Source organism: Mycobacterium branderi, assembly GCF_010728725.1.
Classification (GTDB): domain Bacteria; phylum Actinomycetota; class Actinomycetes; order Mycobacteriales; family Mycobacteriaceae; genus Mycobacterium; species Mycobacterium branderi.
Map to the genome: position 1 here is coordinate 792,887 of NZ_AP022606.1, position 17,333 is coordinate 810,219.

At 67.3% G+C, this 17,333-nt stretch carries 20 protein-coding genes; 5 read left to right on the forward strand and 15 right to left on the reverse strand.

The window, feature by feature from the left end:
• The 7 genes from G6N47_RS04290 to G6N47_RS04320 all read right to left on the reverse strand — a co-directional run bounded on the left by G6N47_RS04290 (position 1) and on the right by G6N47_RS04320 (position 5,218).
• Positions 1 to 102, reverse strand: coding sequence for a 30S ribosomal protein bS22 (locus G6N47_RS04290; RefSeq protein ID WP_003402602.1), 102 nt, complete (start codon positions 100 to 102; stop codon positions 1 to 3).
• A gap of 144 nt (positions 103 to 246) precedes the next feature.
• Positions 247 to 510, reverse strand: a complete 264-nt coding sequence (locus G6N47_RS04295; RefSeq protein WP_045383791.1) for a helix-turn-helix domain-containing protein — start codon at positions 508 to 510, stop codon at positions 247 to 249.
• Between the two features lie 138 nt (positions 511 to 648).
• The gene (proC, locus tag G6N47_RS04300) at positions 649 to 1,524 is read right to left on the reverse strand and encodes a pyrroline-5-carboxylate reductase (protein ID WP_179966361.1); all 876 of its coding nucleotides are present in this window, start codon (positions 1,522 to 1,524) and stop codon (positions 649 to 651) included.
• Between the two features lie 26 nt (positions 1,525 to 1,550).
• A complete protein-coding gene (locus G6N47_RS04305; protein WP_083130331.1) occupies positions 1,551 to 2,357 on the reverse strand; it encodes a thioesterase family protein in 807 nt (268 codons plus the stop codon).
• Entirely contained in the window at positions 2,354 to 3,190 is an 837-nt protein-coding gene (locus tag G6N47_RS04310; protein ID WP_083130332.1) for a sugar phosphate isomerase/epimerase family protein, read from the reverse strand. Before G6N47_RS04310 ends, G6N47_RS04305 begins: the two co-directional genes overlap by 4 nt.
• Positions 3,191 to 3,197: 7 nt before the next feature.
• A complete protein-coding gene (locus tag G6N47_RS04315) occupies positions 3,198 to 4,202 on the reverse strand; it encodes a hypothetical protein (protein ID WP_083130333.1) in 1,005 nt (334 codons plus the stop codon).
• Positions 4,199 to 5,218: a Ppx/GppA phosphatase family protein gene (locus tag G6N47_RS04320; protein ID WP_083130334.1), complete on the reverse strand. Its 1,020-nt coding sequence runs from the start codon at positions 5,216 to 5,218 to the stop codon at positions 4,199 to 4,201. Before G6N47_RS04320 ends, G6N47_RS04315 begins: the two co-directional genes overlap by 4 nt.
• A 118-nt stretch (positions 5,219 to 5,336) precedes the next feature.
• On the opposite strand from G6N47_RS04320, the gene G6N47_RS04325 reads away from it, so the two are divergent.
• Entirely contained in the window at positions 5,337 to 6,122 is a 786-nt protein-coding gene (locus G6N47_RS04325; RefSeq protein WP_139799345.1) for a hypothetical protein, read from the forward strand.
• On the opposite strand, the gene G6N47_RS04330 is transcribed toward G6N47_RS04325, so the two are convergent.
• Positions 6,078 to 6,827 (reverse strand): FadR/GntR family transcriptional regulator, encoded by a 750-nt coding sequence (locus G6N47_RS04330; RefSeq protein ID WP_083130335.1) that lies wholly within the window; start codon positions 6,825 to 6,827, stop codon positions 6,078 to 6,080. The genes G6N47_RS04325 and G6N47_RS04330 overlap by 45 nt on opposite strands.
• Before the next feature lie 27 nt (positions 6,828 to 6,854).
• On the opposite strand from G6N47_RS04330, the gene G6N47_RS04335 reads away from it, so the two are divergent.
• The 3 genes from G6N47_RS04335 to G6N47_RS04345 are packed head-to-tail and all read left to right on the forward strand — an operon-like array spanning position 6,855 to position 9,969.
• Positions 6,855 to 7,796, forward strand: a complete 942-nt coding sequence (locus G6N47_RS04335; RefSeq protein ID WP_083130336.1) for a hypothetical protein — start codon at positions 6,855 to 6,857, stop codon at positions 7,794 to 7,796.
• Entirely contained in the window at positions 7,793 to 8,125 is a 333-nt protein-coding gene (locus G6N47_RS04340; protein WP_083130337.1) for a hypothetical protein, read from the forward strand. The genes G6N47_RS04335 and G6N47_RS04340 overlap by 4 nt, the downstream gene beginning before the upstream one ends.
• Positions 8,122 to 9,969 carry a GMC family oxidoreductase N-terminal domain-containing protein gene (locus G6N47_RS04345; RefSeq protein WP_083130338.1) on the forward strand — a complete coding sequence of 616 codons (1,848 nt, stop codon included), beginning with the start codon at positions 8,122 to 8,124 and terminating at the stop codon, positions 9,967 to 9,969. The genes G6N47_RS04340 and G6N47_RS04345 overlap by 4 nt, the downstream gene beginning before the upstream one ends.
• A gap of 9 nt (positions 9,970 to 9,978) precedes the next feature.
• On the opposite strand, the gene G6N47_RS04350 is transcribed toward G6N47_RS04345, so the two are convergent.
• Genes G6N47_RS04350 through G6N47_RS04360 form a run of 3 tightly spaced genes read right to left on the reverse strand, consistent with a single transcriptional unit; the run spans position 9,979 to position 12,216 of the window.
• On the reverse strand, positions 9,979 to 10,371 hold the full coding sequence (locus G6N47_RS04350; protein WP_083130339.1) for a hypothetical protein: 393 nt from the start codon (positions 10,369 to 10,371) through the stop codon (positions 9,979 to 9,981).
• A 55-nt stretch (positions 10,372 to 10,426) separates the two neighbouring features.
• Positions 10,427 to 11,119, reverse strand: a complete 693-nt coding sequence (locus tag G6N47_RS04355) for an alpha/beta hydrolase (RefSeq protein WP_083130340.1) — start codon at positions 11,117 to 11,119, stop codon at positions 10,427 to 10,429.
• Positions 11,120 to 11,124: 5 nt separating this feature from the next.
• Positions 11,125 to 12,216 carry an oxygenase MpaB family protein gene (locus G6N47_RS04360; protein ID WP_083130341.1) on the reverse strand — a complete coding sequence of 364 codons (1,092 nt, stop codon included), beginning with the start codon at positions 12,214 to 12,216 and terminating at the stop codon, positions 11,125 to 11,127.
• Between the two features lie 137 nt (positions 12,217 to 12,353).
• Here G6N47_RS04360 and G6N47_RS04365 point away from each other — a divergent pair, with 137 nt between their 5' ends.
• Positions 12,354 to 12,923 (forward strand): TetR/AcrR family transcriptional regulator, encoded by a 570-nt coding sequence (locus G6N47_RS04365; protein WP_083130342.1) that lies wholly within the window; start codon positions 12,354 to 12,356, stop codon positions 12,921 to 12,923.
• A 28-nt stretch (positions 12,924 to 12,951) separates the two neighbouring features.
• On the opposite strand, the gene G6N47_RS04370 is transcribed toward G6N47_RS04365, so the two are convergent.
• Genes G6N47_RS04370 through G6N47_RS04385 form a run of 4 tightly spaced genes read right to left on the reverse strand, consistent with a single transcriptional unit; the run spans position 12,952 to position 17,305 of the window.
• On the reverse strand, positions 12,952 to 13,863 hold the full coding sequence (locus tag G6N47_RS04370) for an alpha/beta fold hydrolase (protein ID WP_083130343.1): 912 nt from the start codon (positions 13,861 to 13,863) through the stop codon (positions 12,952 to 12,954).
• A 7-nt stretch (positions 13,864 to 13,870) separates the two neighbouring features.
• Positions 13,871 to 14,824 carry an SDR family NAD(P)-dependent oxidoreductase gene (locus G6N47_RS04375; protein WP_083130344.1) on the reverse strand — a complete coding sequence of 318 codons (954 nt, stop codon included), beginning with the start codon at positions 14,822 to 14,824 and terminating at the stop codon, positions 13,871 to 13,873.
• Positions 14,821 to 16,398: a flavin-containing monooxygenase gene (locus G6N47_RS04380; protein ID WP_083130345.1), complete on the reverse strand. Its 1,578-nt coding sequence runs from the start codon at positions 16,396 to 16,398 to the stop codon at positions 14,821 to 14,823. The genes G6N47_RS04375 and G6N47_RS04380 overlap by 4 nt, the downstream gene beginning before the upstream one ends.
• A gap of 13 nt (positions 16,399 to 16,411) precedes the next feature.
• Positions 16,412 to 17,305 carry a metal-dependent hydrolase gene (locus G6N47_RS04385; protein ID WP_372517500.1) on the reverse strand — a complete coding sequence of 298 codons (894 nt, stop codon included), beginning with the start codon at positions 17,303 to 17,305 and terminating at the stop codon, positions 16,412 to 16,414.
• Between the last annotated feature and the right edge of the window lie 28 nt (positions 17,306 to 17,333).

Sequence of the window (17,333 nt, forward strand, 5' to 3'; positions counted from 1 at the left end):
TTACTTTCCGAGTTTCCTGCGCTGCACCCGGGTGCGGCGAAGCAGCTTGCGGTGCTTCTTCTTCGACATCCTCTTGCGCCGCTTCTTGATTACTGAGCCCATAACCCCGCTATCCCTATGGCCGTGCAACAACCCGCACACTCTACCTGGGCAACCGCACGCAACGGAAAAGCGCCGACCGCGCGCTCGGGGCGACGACACGCCCACGCGCTCATCCCCGAGCGCACGCTCGAAACACCGAGCGGGCTACCCGGCGTCGAAGTAGGAGCTCTCCAGCATGTCGTGCACGGCCTTGGCATGCACCCGGAAAGACCGCCCGACGCGGACCGCGGGCAGTTCACCGTTGTGAACCAGCCGGTAGACCGTCATCTTGCTGACCCGCATCAGCGCCGCCACTTCGGCCACGGTCAGAAATTGTGTCCTGGGCTGCTGGCCGTCGGGGGAACCGCTGTCCCGCGCCGATTTTCCGCCAGCTGAATCTCGTGCTGATGGCCCGTTCATAGACGTCATCGCAACCCAATCAGTCAGGCACGCGCAGTCCCAGCGGCTTCCCCTCCGCTGGCACCCACACGTGCATACACACAGGAGAATAGCGGTACTAGTGGGGTTACTGCGACGGGTGGGGGGAATTCAGGGAAAATTTATGAATTACTCTGATGTGATTCGTAGCTGCTCAGAACGGGTTTTCGCGGCCCGGACCGCGTCGTCGACAGCGCTGCGCAAACCCCCACGCTCGAGTTCCCGCAGCGCAGCAGCGGTAGTGCCGCCCGGCGAGGTGACCGTGGCCCGCAGCCCGGCGGCCGTCGTGTCCACGCCGAGGTCGGCCGCGCCGCCGCCGGCGGGCGCCCGGTCCTGCTCCATCCGCTCCAGCAGCATCGCCGCCGACCCTGCCATCGTCTGGGCGACCAGTTCGGTCGCCACCTGACGGCTCAGGCCCACCCCGACGCCAGCGTCGATCAGTGCCTCGACCATCAGGAAGAAATACGCCGGCCCGGAACCGGACACCGCCGTCACCGCGTCCATCTGCGCCTCCGGGACGGTGAGCACGCCGCCGACGGAGTCGAACAGCGCGGCCACCTCCTTGAGCTGTTCCGGTGTGACGAAGCGGCCCTTGGCTATCGCGCTGACCCCGGCACCGACCAGCGCCGGTGCGTTGGGCATCACCCGGACCACCGGCGTCCCGGCCGGCAGTTTCGATTCCAGGTATCCGGTCGTGACCCCGGCGGCGACGGTGATGAACACCTGCTCGGGGCTGTCGCCGTCGGCCTGGGCGGCCGCGTGGGCGATCTCGGTGACAGCCGCCTCGACGTCGGAGGGTTTGACCGCGAGGATGACGAACGTCGCGTTCTCCGCCGCGTCGACCATCGACGTCACCAGCACCGAATACGTTTCGGACAGGTAGCGGGCACGCTCAGGCAGCCGTTCGGCCACCACCAGGTCCTTGACCTGCCGCCCGGACCGCAGCAGGCCCGAAAGCAAGGCTTCGCCCATGCTGCCGCCGCCGATGATCGCGATTCTGGCCATGCCGCACAGCATGGCAGACCTCTGGATCAGCGAAGAGCGGGGACCATCGCCAGCTGACGCGATTGCACCACGATGCGGCCCTCGCAGTCGACGACGGTGTGGTCCTCGTCGAACCAGTCCTGGCCGATCTGCACGCAAGTGCACAGCACGCGCAGCCATCCGTCGGCGGGCAGGCCGCGCAGGTAGGCGGTGAGCTGCACGGTGGGCGCCCAGCCGGTGCGGCCGACGGCGAAGCTCACCGGCGCGGACACGTCACCGCACATCAGCGCGAACAGGACGTCGGGCGCCACCCCACGCGGCCGTACCCACATCTGGATCAGCGGTGGCCGCCCGTCGGTGGGCTCGAGCGTGGAGACCACTGGCCGCACGTCGCAGCCCTCGGCCAGGTGCACCAGCCCGGCCATCGGATGGCCGGGACCGATCGGCGCGATTCCGGGCGGCGGTTCGGGCGTCATCAGCTCGGTCACCGGGTTGGCCGAAAGTAGCGGCGGCACATGGTGTTCGGGTTCGCCGAGGGTGACGACGGCGTGCACGGCGGTCCGCTGGCCCTGGTTGAGCTCCACGTCGACCACGCTGATTCGTCTGCCGCGCTTGCGGATTGAGGTCGTCAGCTGCATCGGCCCGGGATCGGGTGCCCACAGGTAGCTGCCCGACACCGCGACCGGCTGGACGCCGTCGCCGTGGGCGGTGCGGGCGGCGTTGGCGCACAACGCCAGCATCGCCCCGCCGTGCACCTTGGGCCCGATCGTCCAGTGCTTGTTCAGCTCGCCTTCGAAAGCACCAGGCCCGGTCTGGCGCAGCGTCATCGCCTCGGTGAATAACGGGATGCTCATCGCAGCAGATGCTTTCGGGCGAATTGCAGCGACTCCGCCAGCATCGCCTCGCGCTCATGGGCGGAACGCGCGCGCGACGTCGACACCTCCAGGACGACGTGGCCGGCGAAGTCGCTACCGGCCAGCATCTGGCACACCTCCACGACCGGCTGGGTGCCCCGGCCGGGCATCAGATGTTCGTCGGCCGGCAGCCCGCTGCCGTCGCACAGATGCAGGTGCACCAGGCCCGAGCCCATCCGCTGGGCCATGTCGAGCGCGTCGCTGCCCGCGGTCGCGGTGTGCGACAGGTCCAGCGTGTAGTGCGCGTGGTTGCCGTCCAGCGGATCGTAGGACGGCGAGAACGCGGAGATCGCCGGGCCGGGCCCGCCGCCCCGCCTGCGCATCCGCTCCATCGACTGCCGGAAGAATCGGTCCGCCCTGAACGGGAACATGTTCTCCACCGCCACGAGCACGTCGCTCGACTCCTCCAGTGCGGCAACCTGTTCGGAGAACCCCTCGGCGTAACGGCGCTGCCAGCGGAACGGCGGATGCACGACGACGGTTTGGGCGCCGAGCTTTTCGGCGGCCCGCACGCTGCGTTCCAGCTTCGGTATCGGGTTGGATCCCCACACTCGCTGCGAGATCAGCAGGCACGGCGCGTGTACCGACAGCACCGGCATCCGGTAGCGCCGGGAGAGCTTCTGGACGGCGGCGATGTCCTGGCTGACCGACTCGCCCCACACCATCAGCTCGACGCCGTCGTAGCCGAGCTTGGCCGCATACTCGAAGGCGGCCTCGGTCCTCATCGGGTAGACCGAGGCCGTCGACAGGCCGACCTTGATAGCTGGGCGCACTGACTGGCTAGCCGGATTGCAGCAATGCCAGCGGCCCCAATGTGACCAGCGCCCCCACCGCCACCGCGATCAACGTGCTGCCGATGTCCTCGGTCTTGCGGACCACCCGAACCCCGACCACCAGACCGAGGATGACGAGCACCGAAAGCACCAGCGCCACAATGTTGTTCCACCGCCACAGCTGGTCGAAGGCGATGAACAGCCCGGCGCCGAACGCGACGGCCAGAATCGACTGCAGCACAACCAAACCGCCGTGCAGCAAGGCTTCGGTGCGGTCCGGCCACGCGTAGGCGTCCTCGGTATCGTCGGCGGCCAGATCGTCGGCGACATCGTCAATGTCGGAGTCGACGTCGGAGTCGAGATCGGCGTAGTCGTCGGCCTCGTCGATGTCCGGGTAGTCCTCGTCGGCCTCGACGTCGTCGGCGGTCTTGTCGCGCAGGAACCGGCCGAGATAGGACCGCACGTAGGCGGAGTCCTCGGTGGGCGGTTCGGCCTCGCGCACGTCGGTGTCCATGACGTCGACGGGCATGCCGGCGTAATCCTCCAGCGGGTCGGGGTTCATCCCCTCGGCGCCGGCTTGCGCGGCGGGCCGGACGGCTCGCTCCTCGTCGTCGACAGGGGCTTTGCGGGTCGGCAACGGGTAGGGGCTGCGCTCGGGGCGAGCTTCACGCGGGGGCCGCTGCGGCGACGACTCCGGCCAGCGCGGCTGCGGCTCGGACCAGTACGGCGCTGCGTCGGCGGCCTCGTCGACGGCGGGCTCGTCGACCCGGGTGGCGCCGTTGGGGCGACGGGCATGTGACCGTGGGCCGGGCCGTTCGGTCTCGTCACGCTCGGCCTCCTCACCGACGACCGGGATCTCGCCGGTCAGCTCGGCGACGGTCACTGCGTCGTCGTTGCCGCGCCGCCGGCGGCGGCGTCCGGCGGGGGGCGGCGCGCCGATGGTGCCGTTCTTGGCCAGCAACTCGGCTACCGAGATCGGCCGGGTGCCCGGGCTGTCGTTGGGTCCAGTCATCGTGTGCTGCCTCTCGATCGGCTAACCGCAGTCCGATCAGCTTGCTGGCTTCCAGCATCCCGCACGGAAGTCTCGACGAGGGCGGTTCCGTCGGCTTCACTGTCAAGTTTGCGCAAGATGAGACCTTCCCGCAGCGCCCACGGGCAGATGTCCACCGTTTCTATCGACAGCGCTCGCATAGTCGCCTCCGCCACCAGAGCTCCCGCCACGATTTGCGGCGCCCGCTCGGCACTCACTCCTTCCAGTTCGGCTCGGTCAGCCGTGGTCATCCTAGAGATGAAAGATATGAGTTGTCTGAGGCCGCTTGCGGTCAATGTCCGCTTCACCCGCGGGCCGGCCGCCGACGGCGCCGCGCCGGTCAGCCGCGCCAGGGAGCGGAACGTCTTCGACGTTGCTACGGCAAGGTCGGGTGTGCCGGGTTCGAGGAGTGTGGCGCTGGGCTCGGCGAGCTCGGAGTCTAGCCAATCCCGCAGCATGCCGACACGCCGCCGGCCCGGCGGATCGTCTTGCAGCCATTCGCGCGTCAGCCGTCCGGCGCCCAGCGGCAGCGACAACGCGACCTCGGGTTCCTCGTCGACACCGTTGGACAGCTCGAGCGAGCCGCCGCCGATGTCGAGGTTGATGATCCGCCCGGCGCTCCACCCGTACCAGCGGCGCACCGCCAGGAAGGTCAGCCGCGACTCGTCGACGCCTCGCAGCACCCGCAGCTCGACACCCGTTTCGGCCTTTACCCGGGCCAGCACGTCCTCGGAGTTTTTGGCGTCACGGACCGCGGATGTGGCGAACGCCATCAATTCGGCGCAGCCTGAGCTGTCGGCAATCTTCGCGAACTCGTCGATCGTCGAAATCAGCTTGTCGACCCACCGTCGACTGATCTTGCCCGAGCTGTCGATGGTCTCGGCAAGCCGCAGGGTGGCCTTGGTCGAGCTCATGGGGGTCGGGTGCCCACCGCGGTGGGCATCCACCACCAGCAGATTGACCGTGTTGCTGCCCACGTCGAGCACACCCAATCTCACGGGGACAACCTACTGCGTGGCGACGATGCAGACCGCGGAGCGGTCTGAGGAGGAGCCAGGCAATCAGGCCTGCGTGGCTCGTAGCTGCTCACCGGCGCAGCCACTACCGTGGACATACGTGACGTCCTCGCAACCAGACCACCCGGGCGAAGTCGAATTGGACTTTGCGCGTGAATGGGTGGAGTTTTACGACCCGGACAATCCCGAGCATCTGATCGCAGCCGACCTGACCTGGTTGCTGTCGCGCTGGACGTGCGTGTTCGGGACGCCTGCCTGCCAGGGCACCGTCGCCGGGCGCCCCGACGATGGATGTTGTTCGCACGGTGCGTTTTTGTCCGACGACGACGACCGCGCCCGGCTCGACGACGCCGTGTCACGGCTGAGCGACGACGACTGGCAGTTCCGCGAGAAGGGCTTGGGCCCCAAGGGTTATCTGGAGCGCGACGAGCACGACGGCGAGAAGGCGTGGCGTACCCGTAAGCACAAGGGTGCGTGCATCTTCCTGAACCGGCCCGGGTTCAAGGCTGGCGCCGGTTGCGCGTTGCACACCGCGGCGCTGCGGCTGGGCGTGCACCCGCTGACGATGAAGCCCGACGTCTGCTGGCAGCTGCCGATCCGGCGCAGCCAGGAGTGGGTGACGCGTCCCGACGGCAGCGAGATCCTCAAGACCACCGTCACCGAATACGACCGCCGCGGTTGGGGTGCGGGCGGCGCCGATCTGCACTGGTACTGCACGGGCGATCCGGCCGCTCATGTCGGCGCCGAGCCGGTGTGGCAGAGCCTGGCCGCCGAGCTCACCGAGCTGCTCGGTGAGAAGGCCTACGCCGAGCTGGCCGCAATGTGCAAGCGGCGCAGCTCTTTAGGGCTCATCGCGATCCACCCGGCGACGCGACTCGCCGAATAGCTTGTACGACTCGACCATCCGCAGCGCGCTGGCCTGCAGGTAGGCCTCGACCGTCGCGGCGGCCCCCGGGGCGTTGTGCGCCAGCACCGCGTCGGTGATCGTTTGCAGCTCGGCCACCACGGTGTCGGCGTCGTCGTAGGCGGCGGTCAGCTCGTGTTCGCGGCCGCCGAAGGCCTGCTCGACCCACCGGTACAGCAGCCCCAGCGCCCGGTTGCGGGTGGCGTGCACCAGCACGCGGAAGAACGCCAGGTCGGCCTCTTGGCGGGCCTCCGAGGTCTCGGCCGTCTGAACCGCCGTCAGTGCCGCGCGCAGCGCCCGGGCGTCGTCGGGTGTGCTGCGCTCGGCGGCCAACCGGCCGATGAATGCGCCGAACGCAGTTCGCAGCTCCAACAGCTCCGCCAGGAAGTCCGGGCCCAGCTTGCGCACCAGCGCCTCGACCACCGCGGGGTGGGTCAGGCCGCCGGGGTCGCGAACCACGTTGCCGCTGCCCTGCCGGGCCTCGATCAGCCCCATGTGCTGCAGCCGCGCCAGCCCCTGCCGCAGCGACGTGCGGTTGACGCCGAACTGCTCGGAAAGTTCCCGCTCCGGCGGCAACGTCGACCCGGGCGGGAAGGCGCCGTCGAGGATGGCGTCGGCGATCGACGCGGCAATTTGCTCGTCGAGGCGCTGACGATCCGGCGGACGAAACGGGCTTGACTGGTTCATTGGTCCAACCAATATAGTGGACGAACCATGGACGCCGAACTCCGGTCCGCCGCTGTCCCGCGCTGGCGGGGCAAGCCCGGCCGCCTGGAAGTCTGGTATGCCACCCTGTCCGACCCGGCGACGCGGGCCGGACTGTGGGTGCATTGCGAAACCGTGGCACCGACTTCCGGTGCGGCTTACGGGCACGGTTGGGCGACGTGGTTTCCCGCCGACGGTCCGCCGCGCACAGCACGCTTCGGGCCGGGTCCGGTCGAGCCCGGGGATTCCGCGTGGTTCCGGGTTGGCGACGTCCACGTCGCCGTTCAGGAACTGGCCGGCCGCGCCGGGTCGCTGGCCTGGGATCTGCGCTGGAAGGACACCGGCAGACCGCTGTGGACCTTCCCGCGGGCGGCGTGGGAGCGCGAGCTGTTGCCCGGCGCGCAGGTGGTGCTGGCGCCCACCGCCGATTTCACCGGGTCGCTCACCGTCGGCGACGCATCGCATGCGGTCAATGGCTGGCGCGGCGCAGTCGCGCACATCTACGGCCGCGGCAACGCCAAACGCTGGGGGTGGATCCACGCCGACCTCGGCGACGGCGACGTTCTCGAAGTGGTCACCGCGGTGTCGCACACACCGGGCCTGCGCAGGCTGCCTCCGATCGCGTTCGTCCGATTCCGGATCGACGGAAAGGATTGGCCGCCAATGGGTTTGCCGTCGCCCTGGATGAGGACCACGCTGGGGCTCTCGCATTGGCAGCTGGAGGGTCGTATCGGCGGTCGCAACGTCCTGATCCGCGTGGACCAGCCCGCCGATCGATGCGTGAGCCTGGGCTACACCGATCCTGACGGCGGCACCGCGGTGTGCACGAACACCGAGCAAGCCGATGTCCACGTCGAGCTGGGCGAGCGGCGCTGGTCGGTGCTTGGTCATGCGGAAGTCGGCTTGCGCGGCGATGAGGCGCCACTTATCAACGAGAGGATTCCGTCATGAGTTTTCTGCTTGACCCGCCCATGCTGGTGGCCTCCGGCGTGCTCATCGAACGCGGACTCCCATCAGAGCAGCGCGACGCCGCCGAGGCCGCCACGCTCGGCGTGTTCTTCGGCGGCTCGTTCGGGCTTTACAACAACGTGCCGGGGCTCGGGGTGCTGTGGCGTCCGTTCCGGGCCCGCAATGGGCGCGACTTCATGTGGAACAGCGGGGTTTTCGGCGTGAAGACCGATACGCTCGGCCCTGGGATGCATGCGCTGGCCGCAGGCATTTTCGCGACGTACCCGTTGTTCCTCAAGCTCGGCCGCCGACTCGGGCGGCGCTTCGGGTGACGGCCCCGTTCGGGCAGGCGCTGCTGCCCCAGGAGCGCGGCGGCCCGTCACCGGCCCAGTTGGTCGAACGCGTCGACCGCTATCTCGCCCGGTTGCCCACGGCGTCGCGGCTGGCGGTGCGAGCAGGGCTGTTGACCGTCGCAGCCGCCAGCTATCTGAGCACCGGCAGGTCGTTGTCGCGGCTGAGCCCGGAGGCGCGCGCCGCAGTGCTGCGCCGAGTGGCGGCATTGAGTCCGGATGTCGGTGCGGCGATCGAGGGATTGAAAGCCGTTGTGCTGCTTGCCAACGGCGCTGACACCTACGCCGCCGAATTGCTCGAGCGCGCCGGCGAACACGACGTAGCCCGACCTGACGCCGTGCTGAATGTTGCGTCGTCGCTTGATATCCCGTCCGTGGTGCGGGCCGACGCGGTGGTGGTCGGGTCTGGCGCCGGCGGCGCGATGGCGGCCCGCACACTGGCCCGCGCCGGGATGGCGGTGGTCATCGTCGAAGAGGGCCGGCGCTGGACCGTCGACGAGTTTCGCAGCATGCATCCGATCGACCGCTACGCCGGGCTGTACCGCGGCGCGGGAGCAACCGTCGCGCTGGGACGCCCGGCGGTGGTGCTGCCGATCGGCCGGGCGGTCGGCGGCACCACCGTCGTCAACTCGGGCACCTGCTATCGGCCGCCGGTCGCCGTCCAGCAGCGCTGGCGCGACGAATTCGGTTGGGACTTAGCCGATCCGGACCGGCTGGCCGGTTACCTCGACGACGTCGAGCAGACGTTGCAGGTTGCCCCGGTGCCGCTGGAGATCATGGGCCGCAACGGACGGCTGCTGCTCGACGGCGCGGCAGCACTGGGCTGGCGGGCTGCGCCCATCCCCCGCAACGCGCCGGGCTGCGACGCGTGTTGCCAGTGCGCGATCGGCTGCCCGCGCAACGCCAAATTCGGGGTGCATCTCAATGCGCTGCCGCAGGCGTGCGCGGCCGGCGCGCAGATCGCGTGCGACGCTCGCGTCGAGCGGGTGCTGCACTCGGACGGTCGCGCGCGAGGGGTACGGGCCCGTCGGCCCGACGGGACGGCGGTCGACGTGCTGACCGACACCGTGGTAGTCGCGGCCGGTGCCACCGAGACGCCTGGACTGCTGCGGCGCAGCGGAATTGGCGGGCATCCGCGGCTCGGCCGCAACCTTGCGTTGCATCCGGCGGCGATGCTGGCCGGTCGCTTCGACGAGGACATCACCGCGTGGCGCGGGGTGCTGCAAAGCGCGGCGGTCGACGAGCTGCACGAGTCGCACGGCGTGCTGATCGAGGCGACCTCGACGCCGCCGGGCATGGGGTCGATGGTGTTTCCCGGCTACGGTGCCGAGTTGGTCGGATGGCTGAACCGGGCTCACCGTGTCGCCACCTTCGGCGCGATGGTGGCCGACCGCGGCGTCGGCCGGGTGTATTCGGTGCGCGGGGAGACGGTGCTGCGCTACAACATCACCCCTACCGACACTGCCAAGCTGACGACCGCGCTGGAAGCAATGGGACGGCTGCTGTTCGCCGCCGGCGCGGTCGAGGTGCTGACGGGGCTGCCGGCCGGTCCGACCGTAACCAGCGTGCCCGCGCTGCAGGATGTTCTGGCTCGCACGAACCCGAAAAGCTTGCACCTGGCGGCTTTTCACCCAACCGGCACGGCCGCGGCCGGCGACGACGAGCTGCGCTGCCCGGTCGACCCGAACGGCCGGCTGCGCGGGGTCGACGGCGTGTGGGTGGCCGACGCGTCGATCCTGCCTAGCTGCCCGGAAGTCAACCCGCAGGTGTCGATCATGGCAATGGCGTTGGCGGTGGCCGACGAGGTTCTCAGCGCCCGTGGGTGAACGGATTGCTCAGCAGCGACCGGTGTGGCGACGAACATACTGCAGCGAGCAGACGCCACCTAGCCGATCCGCGCACCGCAGGCCGGGCACCAACGGACGTCGCAGCAACGCCGCGATCGACGAAAGATCTTCGGTGTGCAGGGTGCAGCTCGTCTGCGCGAGGTGGACCCGAACGGTGTCGACAATGAAATGCGCCCGCTCGACAGGGGTTGACCCGTAGCCGTCGTCATCGATGGTGCCGTGGGCTATCACCTCGCCCTCGTCGAGTTCGCGCTCCTCACAACGCAGCTCACCGCCGGGTTCGACACCGACGACAGCGCGGGGCCCGTCGACTTCTCGGTACTCGGCCGCATTGTCATCGTCGGAGAAGTCGAATATGTACATCTCCGGTTCATCGCCCACGTTGTCAGGGTCGCATAACGCTGACTGCGCTGTCGCGCGAATTTTGCTGGCGTGCTCACCTGCCGGGTGGGTCGGTGACGATATTGACGAGGATGTCGGCGACGGTCTCAGGTTGGGAAACATGCGGGCAGTGGCCGGCATCGACCAGCACCGGTTGGACTCCGAGTCGCTCGACGGCCGCTTCGCGGATCCAGTCCGCGCGAAGTGTGCGGTCGCGGGTTGGGGCGATGACGGTGGATGCCGCTGCCGGTCGTCGGAGGCCCGGCTTGTGTTGGTAGCCAGCGGCAGGGATAAAGGCACGCAGCGTGCCCAGGGCCCAGTCCTGCACGCCTGGGTTGCAGTCATGAAACAGGAAGTGGCGGGCGGCGTCCGGATCTCGAATGGGGTCGATGCCGACCCACTCGGGGTGGAACAGCTTGGCCGGCTCGGTGTGTATTTCCTCGACGAGGCTTCGGCCGTTGACGAAGTCGGGAATGTAGGCCGCCAGCCACACAACAGCGACGGCGTCCAGCGCGGCGGCAATGGAAGGAAGCAACGTCCCGGCGCCGGAATGCCCGACAATCGTAACGTCGCCGCGAGCAGTTATCTGGTTGGCGGCCAGCTGCGCGTAGTCATCGACATCGTCCAGGGGTTTGTCGGTGTGCAAATCGACGCTGACACCACGGTGTCCCCGTTGTTCCAGAGCATGCTCGAGCTGAGCCCATCCCAGCGGGGACTGGGTGGTGCCGTGTACGAGGACGAAGTCCACGTGACCTAGTGGTGCGCAGACGCAAAATCACCCAAAATGCCTTGGCTTTGGGGGATTTTGCGTCTGCTGGCCCCGGGCTTGCCGTCCGCCAGCCGCTCGATGGCGCCCCGACTCAGCTTGGATTCCGCGGCAATCTTGTCCGGGTCGAAGCGAATCGGTTGCAGCGGCACACCGGTCACTCTCGCTTGCGCTTGCCGAAATTCGGGCAGCGGCCCGGGCAGCAGGTGCGCGCTGTTGAGCATCACCTTCAGCGCTTGCCGAACCGACCACACCGTCAGCGGGTCGGGCCGGGTGTGCATGTAGAGACTGCGCGCCCATCGCGGTTGCATGTCGCGAATGAACCAGTTGATGAACGCCTGGGGAGGCCACTGCCAGATCGGCATGGCGTGGCGGTTGTTCGGCCAAATCGCTTGCGACACAGCTGGCAATAACGCGAGTTTCGGTACCCAGCTCTCGAGAACCTCGAGTACCTCGGCCTTGCTGGCGGGCAGATCGGTCCCGCCGAGGGCGTAGCCCACTCGGGTGAACTCGCGGTAGTAGCGGTCCAGCTCCACACCTCGCAACGGTGCGTAGTGGTAGCGCTCGTGTGCGGTGGCCAGCCCCCAGACGACATTGGCGTAGTTCCACCGCAGCAGCTCGGGGTCACGAGCGTCGTAGCGAGTCCCGGTCAACCCGCTCACCCCGTGCACCGTGCCGTGCATGGCCCGGACGATCCGCGCGCACTTCTCCGCGGTGTCGGTCGGGCCGTAGGCAACGCCGAGAAAGAACGCCAGCGAGTGGCCGAATCGGACCGCGGCGCCTTCGGGGTCGATGGCGAACCGCGGATTGCCGTCGTCGTCACGCTTGAGCGCACGCGAGTGGTGGTAGCCGCCCGAAATCGTCGACGGGTCAAGCTGTTCCATTGTCGCCGACGAGAACAGCCCCAGCGCCACCAGCGGCATGTGGGAGTGCACAAACCACACCGCGCTGTCCGGCCCGAACCAGCCCGGGTCTCCCTTCGGCTCGGCGAAATCGAGACCCTGGAAGAACCGGCTCCGCACGGCCTGGTCGAACATCCTGTCGAAGATCGCCGATACGGGATTCTGTGGAATCGCCATGCTTCCGGCCTTTCGTGGGACGATGATGTCAGCATGACGCAAGTAAAAGCTCGTCTTCAATTCGCGTTCTGATGGCACGCTCTACCAGCGGCCCCGTCGCTCCTCGGCGCGTCCCCCAGCAACAGCGCTCGCGTTTGATGGTGAAGCGGATCCTCGACGCCGCCAAAACGGTATTGATCGAACGGGGCTATGACGACGCGACAACCAACCGCATCGCCGAAGCCGCCGGTATCAGTCCCGGATCGCTGTACCAGTACTTCCCGAACAAGGAAACGATCGTCGCCGCTGTGATCGATCGCTACACCGACCGCATCGCCGACCGCGTCACCGCTCACCTCTCGGCGCACATCGGCGAGCCCGAAGAGCCGCAGCGCATTTACGCCACATTGGACATTCTCCTGGAAGCGATGGAGGAAGAGCCGGGGCTACTGAGGGCGCTGATCGAGCAGACGCCGCGGCTGGGGCTGGGCAACAAAATCACGGCCTTCGAAGACCGCGTGGGCGAATTGGCCGCGGCCCACTTGCGGCTGCGCTCCTTGCCGGTCCGTCACGCGCAGACCACCATCTGGCTGCTGGTGCGCACCGTCGAACACCTCACCACCCGCTACCTCCTCGACCGGCCGCCGATCGAGCGCGATGAATTCCTCAGCGAGCTCGCCGCGCTCGTCATCGGCTATTTCCGGATACACAGCGACGAACCGACGTAAGCACCCGAAACTGGCGCGGTACGCGGATTCACCCGGCGACGCCCGTGATGCTCCGTTCCGAATTACGGGCTTTGGCCACCAGATTGAGCAGATGGGCGGTGACCGCCTCGCGGCGCTCGTACGGCAGGAAGTGGCCGGCGCCGTGGAAGACGACCAGTTGGCTGCCCGGCAACTTCTCTGCGATCCGGCGGGCATGGGCGGGCGAGGTCAATGGGTCCCGCGTGCCCGCCATGACGACGGCATGGGCATGTCGGAATGCCGGCAAGGCGTCGTAACGGGTGTGCCGCAGTATCGATCGGCCGAGCGCCGCAACAGCACGCGGATCGCTTTGCGCTGCCTGCAATGCGGTCCGATTCATATCGTGGCGTCGCGGCTGCTTGCCGTAGGCCGCTCGACCACCTTGCCGCACCAGCAACAGGGGCTTGCTGGGCAGCCTGATCCGGGCCGCCGGCACGAGTACCGCGCGCATCGCGGGCTCGGTACCCGGAACCCGCCTGATCGTGCCCAGCAGATTCCCGGCGCTGGTCGCCACGAAAGCCACCCCGGCGGCGCGTTCGGCGACAATGCGCGGGTGCCGCTGCGCCAACGCCATCAGGGTCATTCCGCCCAGGGAATGCCCACCGAAAACGATCGGCCCTGCCGGGACCGTCCGGGTCACTACTGCGGCCAAATCGTCGGCGAGTTGCTCGATCGAAGCGGTCGCCACCGACGCGGAATTGCCATGGCCCCGATGGTCGTAGGCGATCACCCGCACCGACGGATCCGCTCGGACCAGCATGGTCCCGACGTCCTCCCACAGTCGACCCGACAGAGTCCAGCCATGGGTGAGCACGACGGTGACGTCAGGCTCGGTCGAGCCCCATTCCCTGACGTTGAGCCAGGCGTCCGGCAGCGTCAGGCCGTACTGCCGGCACAGCACCTCCGATCGGTCGCTGGTCATCGCCGGCCTAGCCACGCGAACTGGGCACAGGCGCGGCCTGCACGTCAGAGCGACCGCCGGGCGGATCGAGCGGCTTGGCGTCGAAGCGCTCCAGCAGCCGCTCGCCGAGTTTCTCCAGTGTGCCCACCGAAAATGGTTGGGTCATACGGCGATTGACACCCGGCGCAATGCGCAGCATGAAATAGCCCAGCCACGCCTCGCTACGCACAGGTACGACCGCGAGGTCGAACCGCACCGCGCGCACAGCCGCACGCGCGACGAGGTTGGGGCTCATCGGGGCGAACGGAAGCCTCTCGGCGAGTTCTTGGAGCTGCCGGTTGACCCGCTTTCCCCGATCCATCAGTTCCTGGTTGACACCGACGGTGATCGCATGTTCGGCGATATTGGTATTGATCACTCCCGGGCAGATCGCGCTGACCCCAACACCTTTGGGTCCCAGTTCCAGACGCAGGCATTCGGTCAGCATCTTCACCCCAGCCTTGGACACCGAGTACGGGGCCATCACCGGTGTCGGTGTGAATGCCGCGGCCGAGGCGATGTTGACAATGTGCCCACTGCCCCGTTCCACCATCTGCGCGCCGAAAGCCCGGCATCCGTACACAACACCCATCAGGTTCACGCTGAGCTGCCGCTCCCAGTCGGCCGGACTGAGCTCCAAAAACGGTCCACCGACCAGCATTCCGGCGTTGTTGACCAACACGTCGGTATACCCGTGCTCGGCGAGCACGTCACGCGCGAACACCTGCCACGCTTCCGGGTCGGTGACGTCAAGCTGTGCCGCCGAGGCGCTTCGCCCGTGGCCGCGAATCATCGCCGTGGTGGCGGACGCCGCGTCCAGATCGATGTCCGAGACCACCACATGGGCGCCCAGCTTGGCGAATTTGATCGCAGTGGCCCGGCCGATGCCGCTCCCCGCGCCGGTGACGACGACGAGGCGGGGACGCAACCTGTTGATCTTCACACGTTCTCCTTCGACTTGGCCGCGACGTGCTCGTGCACCGCGGGACCGAGGCTGTAGCGATAGACGTCCAGGTTGTAATGCCGGTTTTGCCAATACATCTCACCGTGTGTCGACGGCCGGAAGGGCGAGTCGCCCTTGTTGTCGATGTAATACGTGTTCGAGCCCGCACACGTCGGGGTGAACAGGAAGTTGCGCTCCTGACGCTTCAGACACTTCCGGAAGTACTCGTCGTGCGCTTCCTGACGGATCTCGCAGATCGTCGCGCCGAGGCGTTTGGCTTCTGCGATCGCGCGGCTCAGATGAGCGGAGGTCGCCTCGATCATCCACAGGTAGGACCCGAGGACGAAGCCGTACGGCCCGGTGATCGTGAACATGTTGGGGAACCCGGGCACCGAAACACCTTGGTAGGCCTGGTATCGGTGCTCGTCCCAAAATTGCCCGAGGTTGACACCGTCGCGACCGATGACCGGGAAAGGCGGAACCGCTCGGTTGTCCCACAGCCGGAAGCCGGTCGCGCAGATCAATACGTCGACGGAATGCTCCATGCCGTCGACGGTGCGCACGCCGGTTTCGGTGATGCGGTCGATGGTTTCGGTGACCAGGCTGACGTCGCTGCGGTTGAACGTTTTCAGATAGTCGTTGGACATCGACGGTCGCTTGCATCCCAGCCCGTAGCGCGGGATCAGCTTCTCCCGGATCACCGGGTCATCGACTTGGCTGCGCATCCAGCGCCGCACCGGGATTTCCGCCAGTTGTCGGCTGGCGTCGGTCAGCCAGCGCGGGCCGATCAGCTGGCCGCTCATCGCGATCTCGGTCGCCACGGTGCCCACGAGGCGGATCGCCGACCGAAGCCGCCTGCGTCCCATGACCCAACGGCCGACGGACTTCATTTCCATGTCGAATTTGGGGAATACCCAGATGGGGGTGCGCTGGAAGACGGTCAGGTGATCGACCTCGTCGACAATGGCCGGCACTACCTGCAACGCGGTCGCACCGGTGCCGATGATCGCGACCCGCTTGCCCTGCAGCGCGACGTCGTGATCCCACAACGCGGTGTGCATCAGCGTGCCGCCGAAATCGTCAAGGCCCGGGATATCCGGCATTTTCGGGCTTTCCAGCCCGCCGACCGCCATCACCGCGTATCGGCCGGTGATCTGCTCGCCGCCGTCGGTGGTCAACCGCCACAGGCCGTTGAGCTCGTCGAAGACTGCCGAGGTAATCGTGGTGTTCAGTCGCAGCTTCTGTCGCAGACCGTACTTGTCCACCATGTCGTTGGCGTAGTCGCGAAGCTCCTCCCCCGGCGCGAACAGCCGCGACCAGTCACCGCGCTGCTCGTAAGAAAAGCTATAGACGAACGACGGAATATCCACCGCCACACCAGGATAGGTGTTGGCATGCCATGTCCCGCCGACCTGATCCCACTTGTCTACGAGGACGAAATCGTGAATTCCCTGTCGCTGTAACGCGATACCTGCGCCGATGCCGCCGAAGCCCGCTCCGACAACGACGACCTCGTAGTCGGGAGTCACGCGCTCGCCGGTCGGCGCCTGCTCGATGTCAACAGTTGTACTCAACTCGGATCCTCCCCTACTTCAGGTGCCCGACGAGGGCGCCCTCGGCACCGAACAGTTCTTGGCGCCACCGCTCCACCAGATAGTCGGTTTCGATGTCGTCCGGATGGAAGCCTGGTCTCATGTAGGTGCGCAGGTCTGCCATCAACCCTTTCACCAACGGTCCTCGGAACAGCCCGATGGTCTGCCGCAGCACTGTGATCGGGTGCCATCCCCTGGGGTCCGTCGCGATGGACAACAGCACTCCCACCGTCACCACCGGGATGGTGAAGAAGTACATGACCGCCATCACCGAAATGCGGAGCCACTCCGGCCCGCCGACCGCGCGGTAGACGTCGAAGGCGACAGATTTGTGTTCCAGTTCCTCCACGGCGTGCCAGTTGAACAGGTTGCGGACCTCCGGATCCTCGGCGATTGCTTGGATTTCGTCGCTGGACAGTACGCGCTCGGCCAGCGTCGCGGTGTAGTGTTCCGCCGCCGCCGTCATCGCCAGATGCGCTAGCGCGGGGGCTCGGTTCTCGATACGCAGGACCAGCCGCTGGCGGCGGCTGTCATGGGGAAACGTGAACAGCCGGACGAACGGATAGCCCATCTCGATGAGTTTCTCGTTGAGCCGGCGGTGTTCCTGGCCATGCACCGACTCCTGACCGATGAACGCGGCCACCCGCTTCTTCAGCACCGGATCGGTCACCTGATCGGCAAAGCGACGCACCGACCGGATGAACGACTCCTCTCCCGGCGGAAAAGCGGCCGACAGCACGGCAACCAGATGGCTGAACGGAATATCGCCCTCCACGAAATGGTGCTTCATCGGCTGGGGATCGCCGAACCGGAACCGGATCCGCCGCACCTTCGGGTAGGCAGTCACCGCTTCCCCGTTCGTGGCTGTCATCGCCCGTGCAGTAGACATGGCCGCTCTCTCCTTCTAGTTATCGGTA

What these genes read in the sequence shown, in the direction of transcription:
- G6N47_RS04290 (WP_003402602.1), bottom strand. Translation starts at nt 102, where the DNA reads ATGGGCTCAGTAATCAAGAAGCGGCGCAAGAGGATGTCGAAGAAGAAG.
- G6N47_RS04295 (WP_045383791.1), bottom strand. Translation starts at nt 510, where the DNA reads ATGACGTCTATGAACGGGCCATCAGCACGAGATTCAGCTGGCGGAAAA.
- proC (WP_179966361.1), bottom strand. Translation starts at nt 1,524, where the DNA reads ATGGCCAGAATCGCGATCATCGGCGGCGGCAGCATGGGCGAAGCCTTG.
- G6N47_RS04305 (WP_083130331.1), bottom strand. Translation starts at nt 2,357, where the DNA reads ATGAGCATCCCGTTATTCACCGAGGCGATGACGCTGCGCCAGACCGGG.
- G6N47_RS04315 (WP_083130333.1), bottom strand. Translation starts at nt 4,202, where the DNA reads ATGACTGGACCCAACGACAGCCCGGGCACCCGGCCGATCTCGGTAGCC.
- G6N47_RS04330 (WP_083130335.1), bottom strand. Translation starts at nt 6,827, where the DNA reads ATGAACCAGTCAAGCCCGTTTCGTCCGCCGGATCGTCAGCGCCTCGAC.
- G6N47_RS04335 (WP_083130336.1), top strand. Translation starts at nt 6,855, where the DNA reads ATGGACGCCGAACTCCGGTCCGCCGCTGTCCCGCGCTGGCGGGGCAAG.
- G6N47_RS04340 (WP_083130337.1), top strand. Translation starts at nt 7,793, where the DNA reads ATGAGTTTTCTGCTTGACCCGCCCATGCTGGTGGCCTCCGGCGTGCTC.
- G6N47_RS04360 (WP_083130341.1), bottom strand. Translation starts at nt 12,216, where the DNA reads ATGGCGATTCCACAGAATCCCGTATCGGCGATCTTCGACAGGATGTTC.
- G6N47_RS04365 (WP_083130342.1), top strand. Translation starts at nt 12,354, where the DNA reads ATGGTGAAGCGGATCCTCGACGCCGCCAAAACGGTATTGATCGAACGG.
- G6N47_RS04370 (WP_083130343.1), bottom strand. Translation starts at nt 13,863, where the DNA reads ATGACCAGCGACCGATCGGAGGTGCTGTGCCGGCAGTACGGCCTGACG.
- G6N47_RS04385 (WP_372517500.1), bottom strand. Translation starts at nt 17,305, where the DNA reads ATGTCTACTGCACGGGCGATGACAGCCACGAACGGGGAAGCGGTGACT.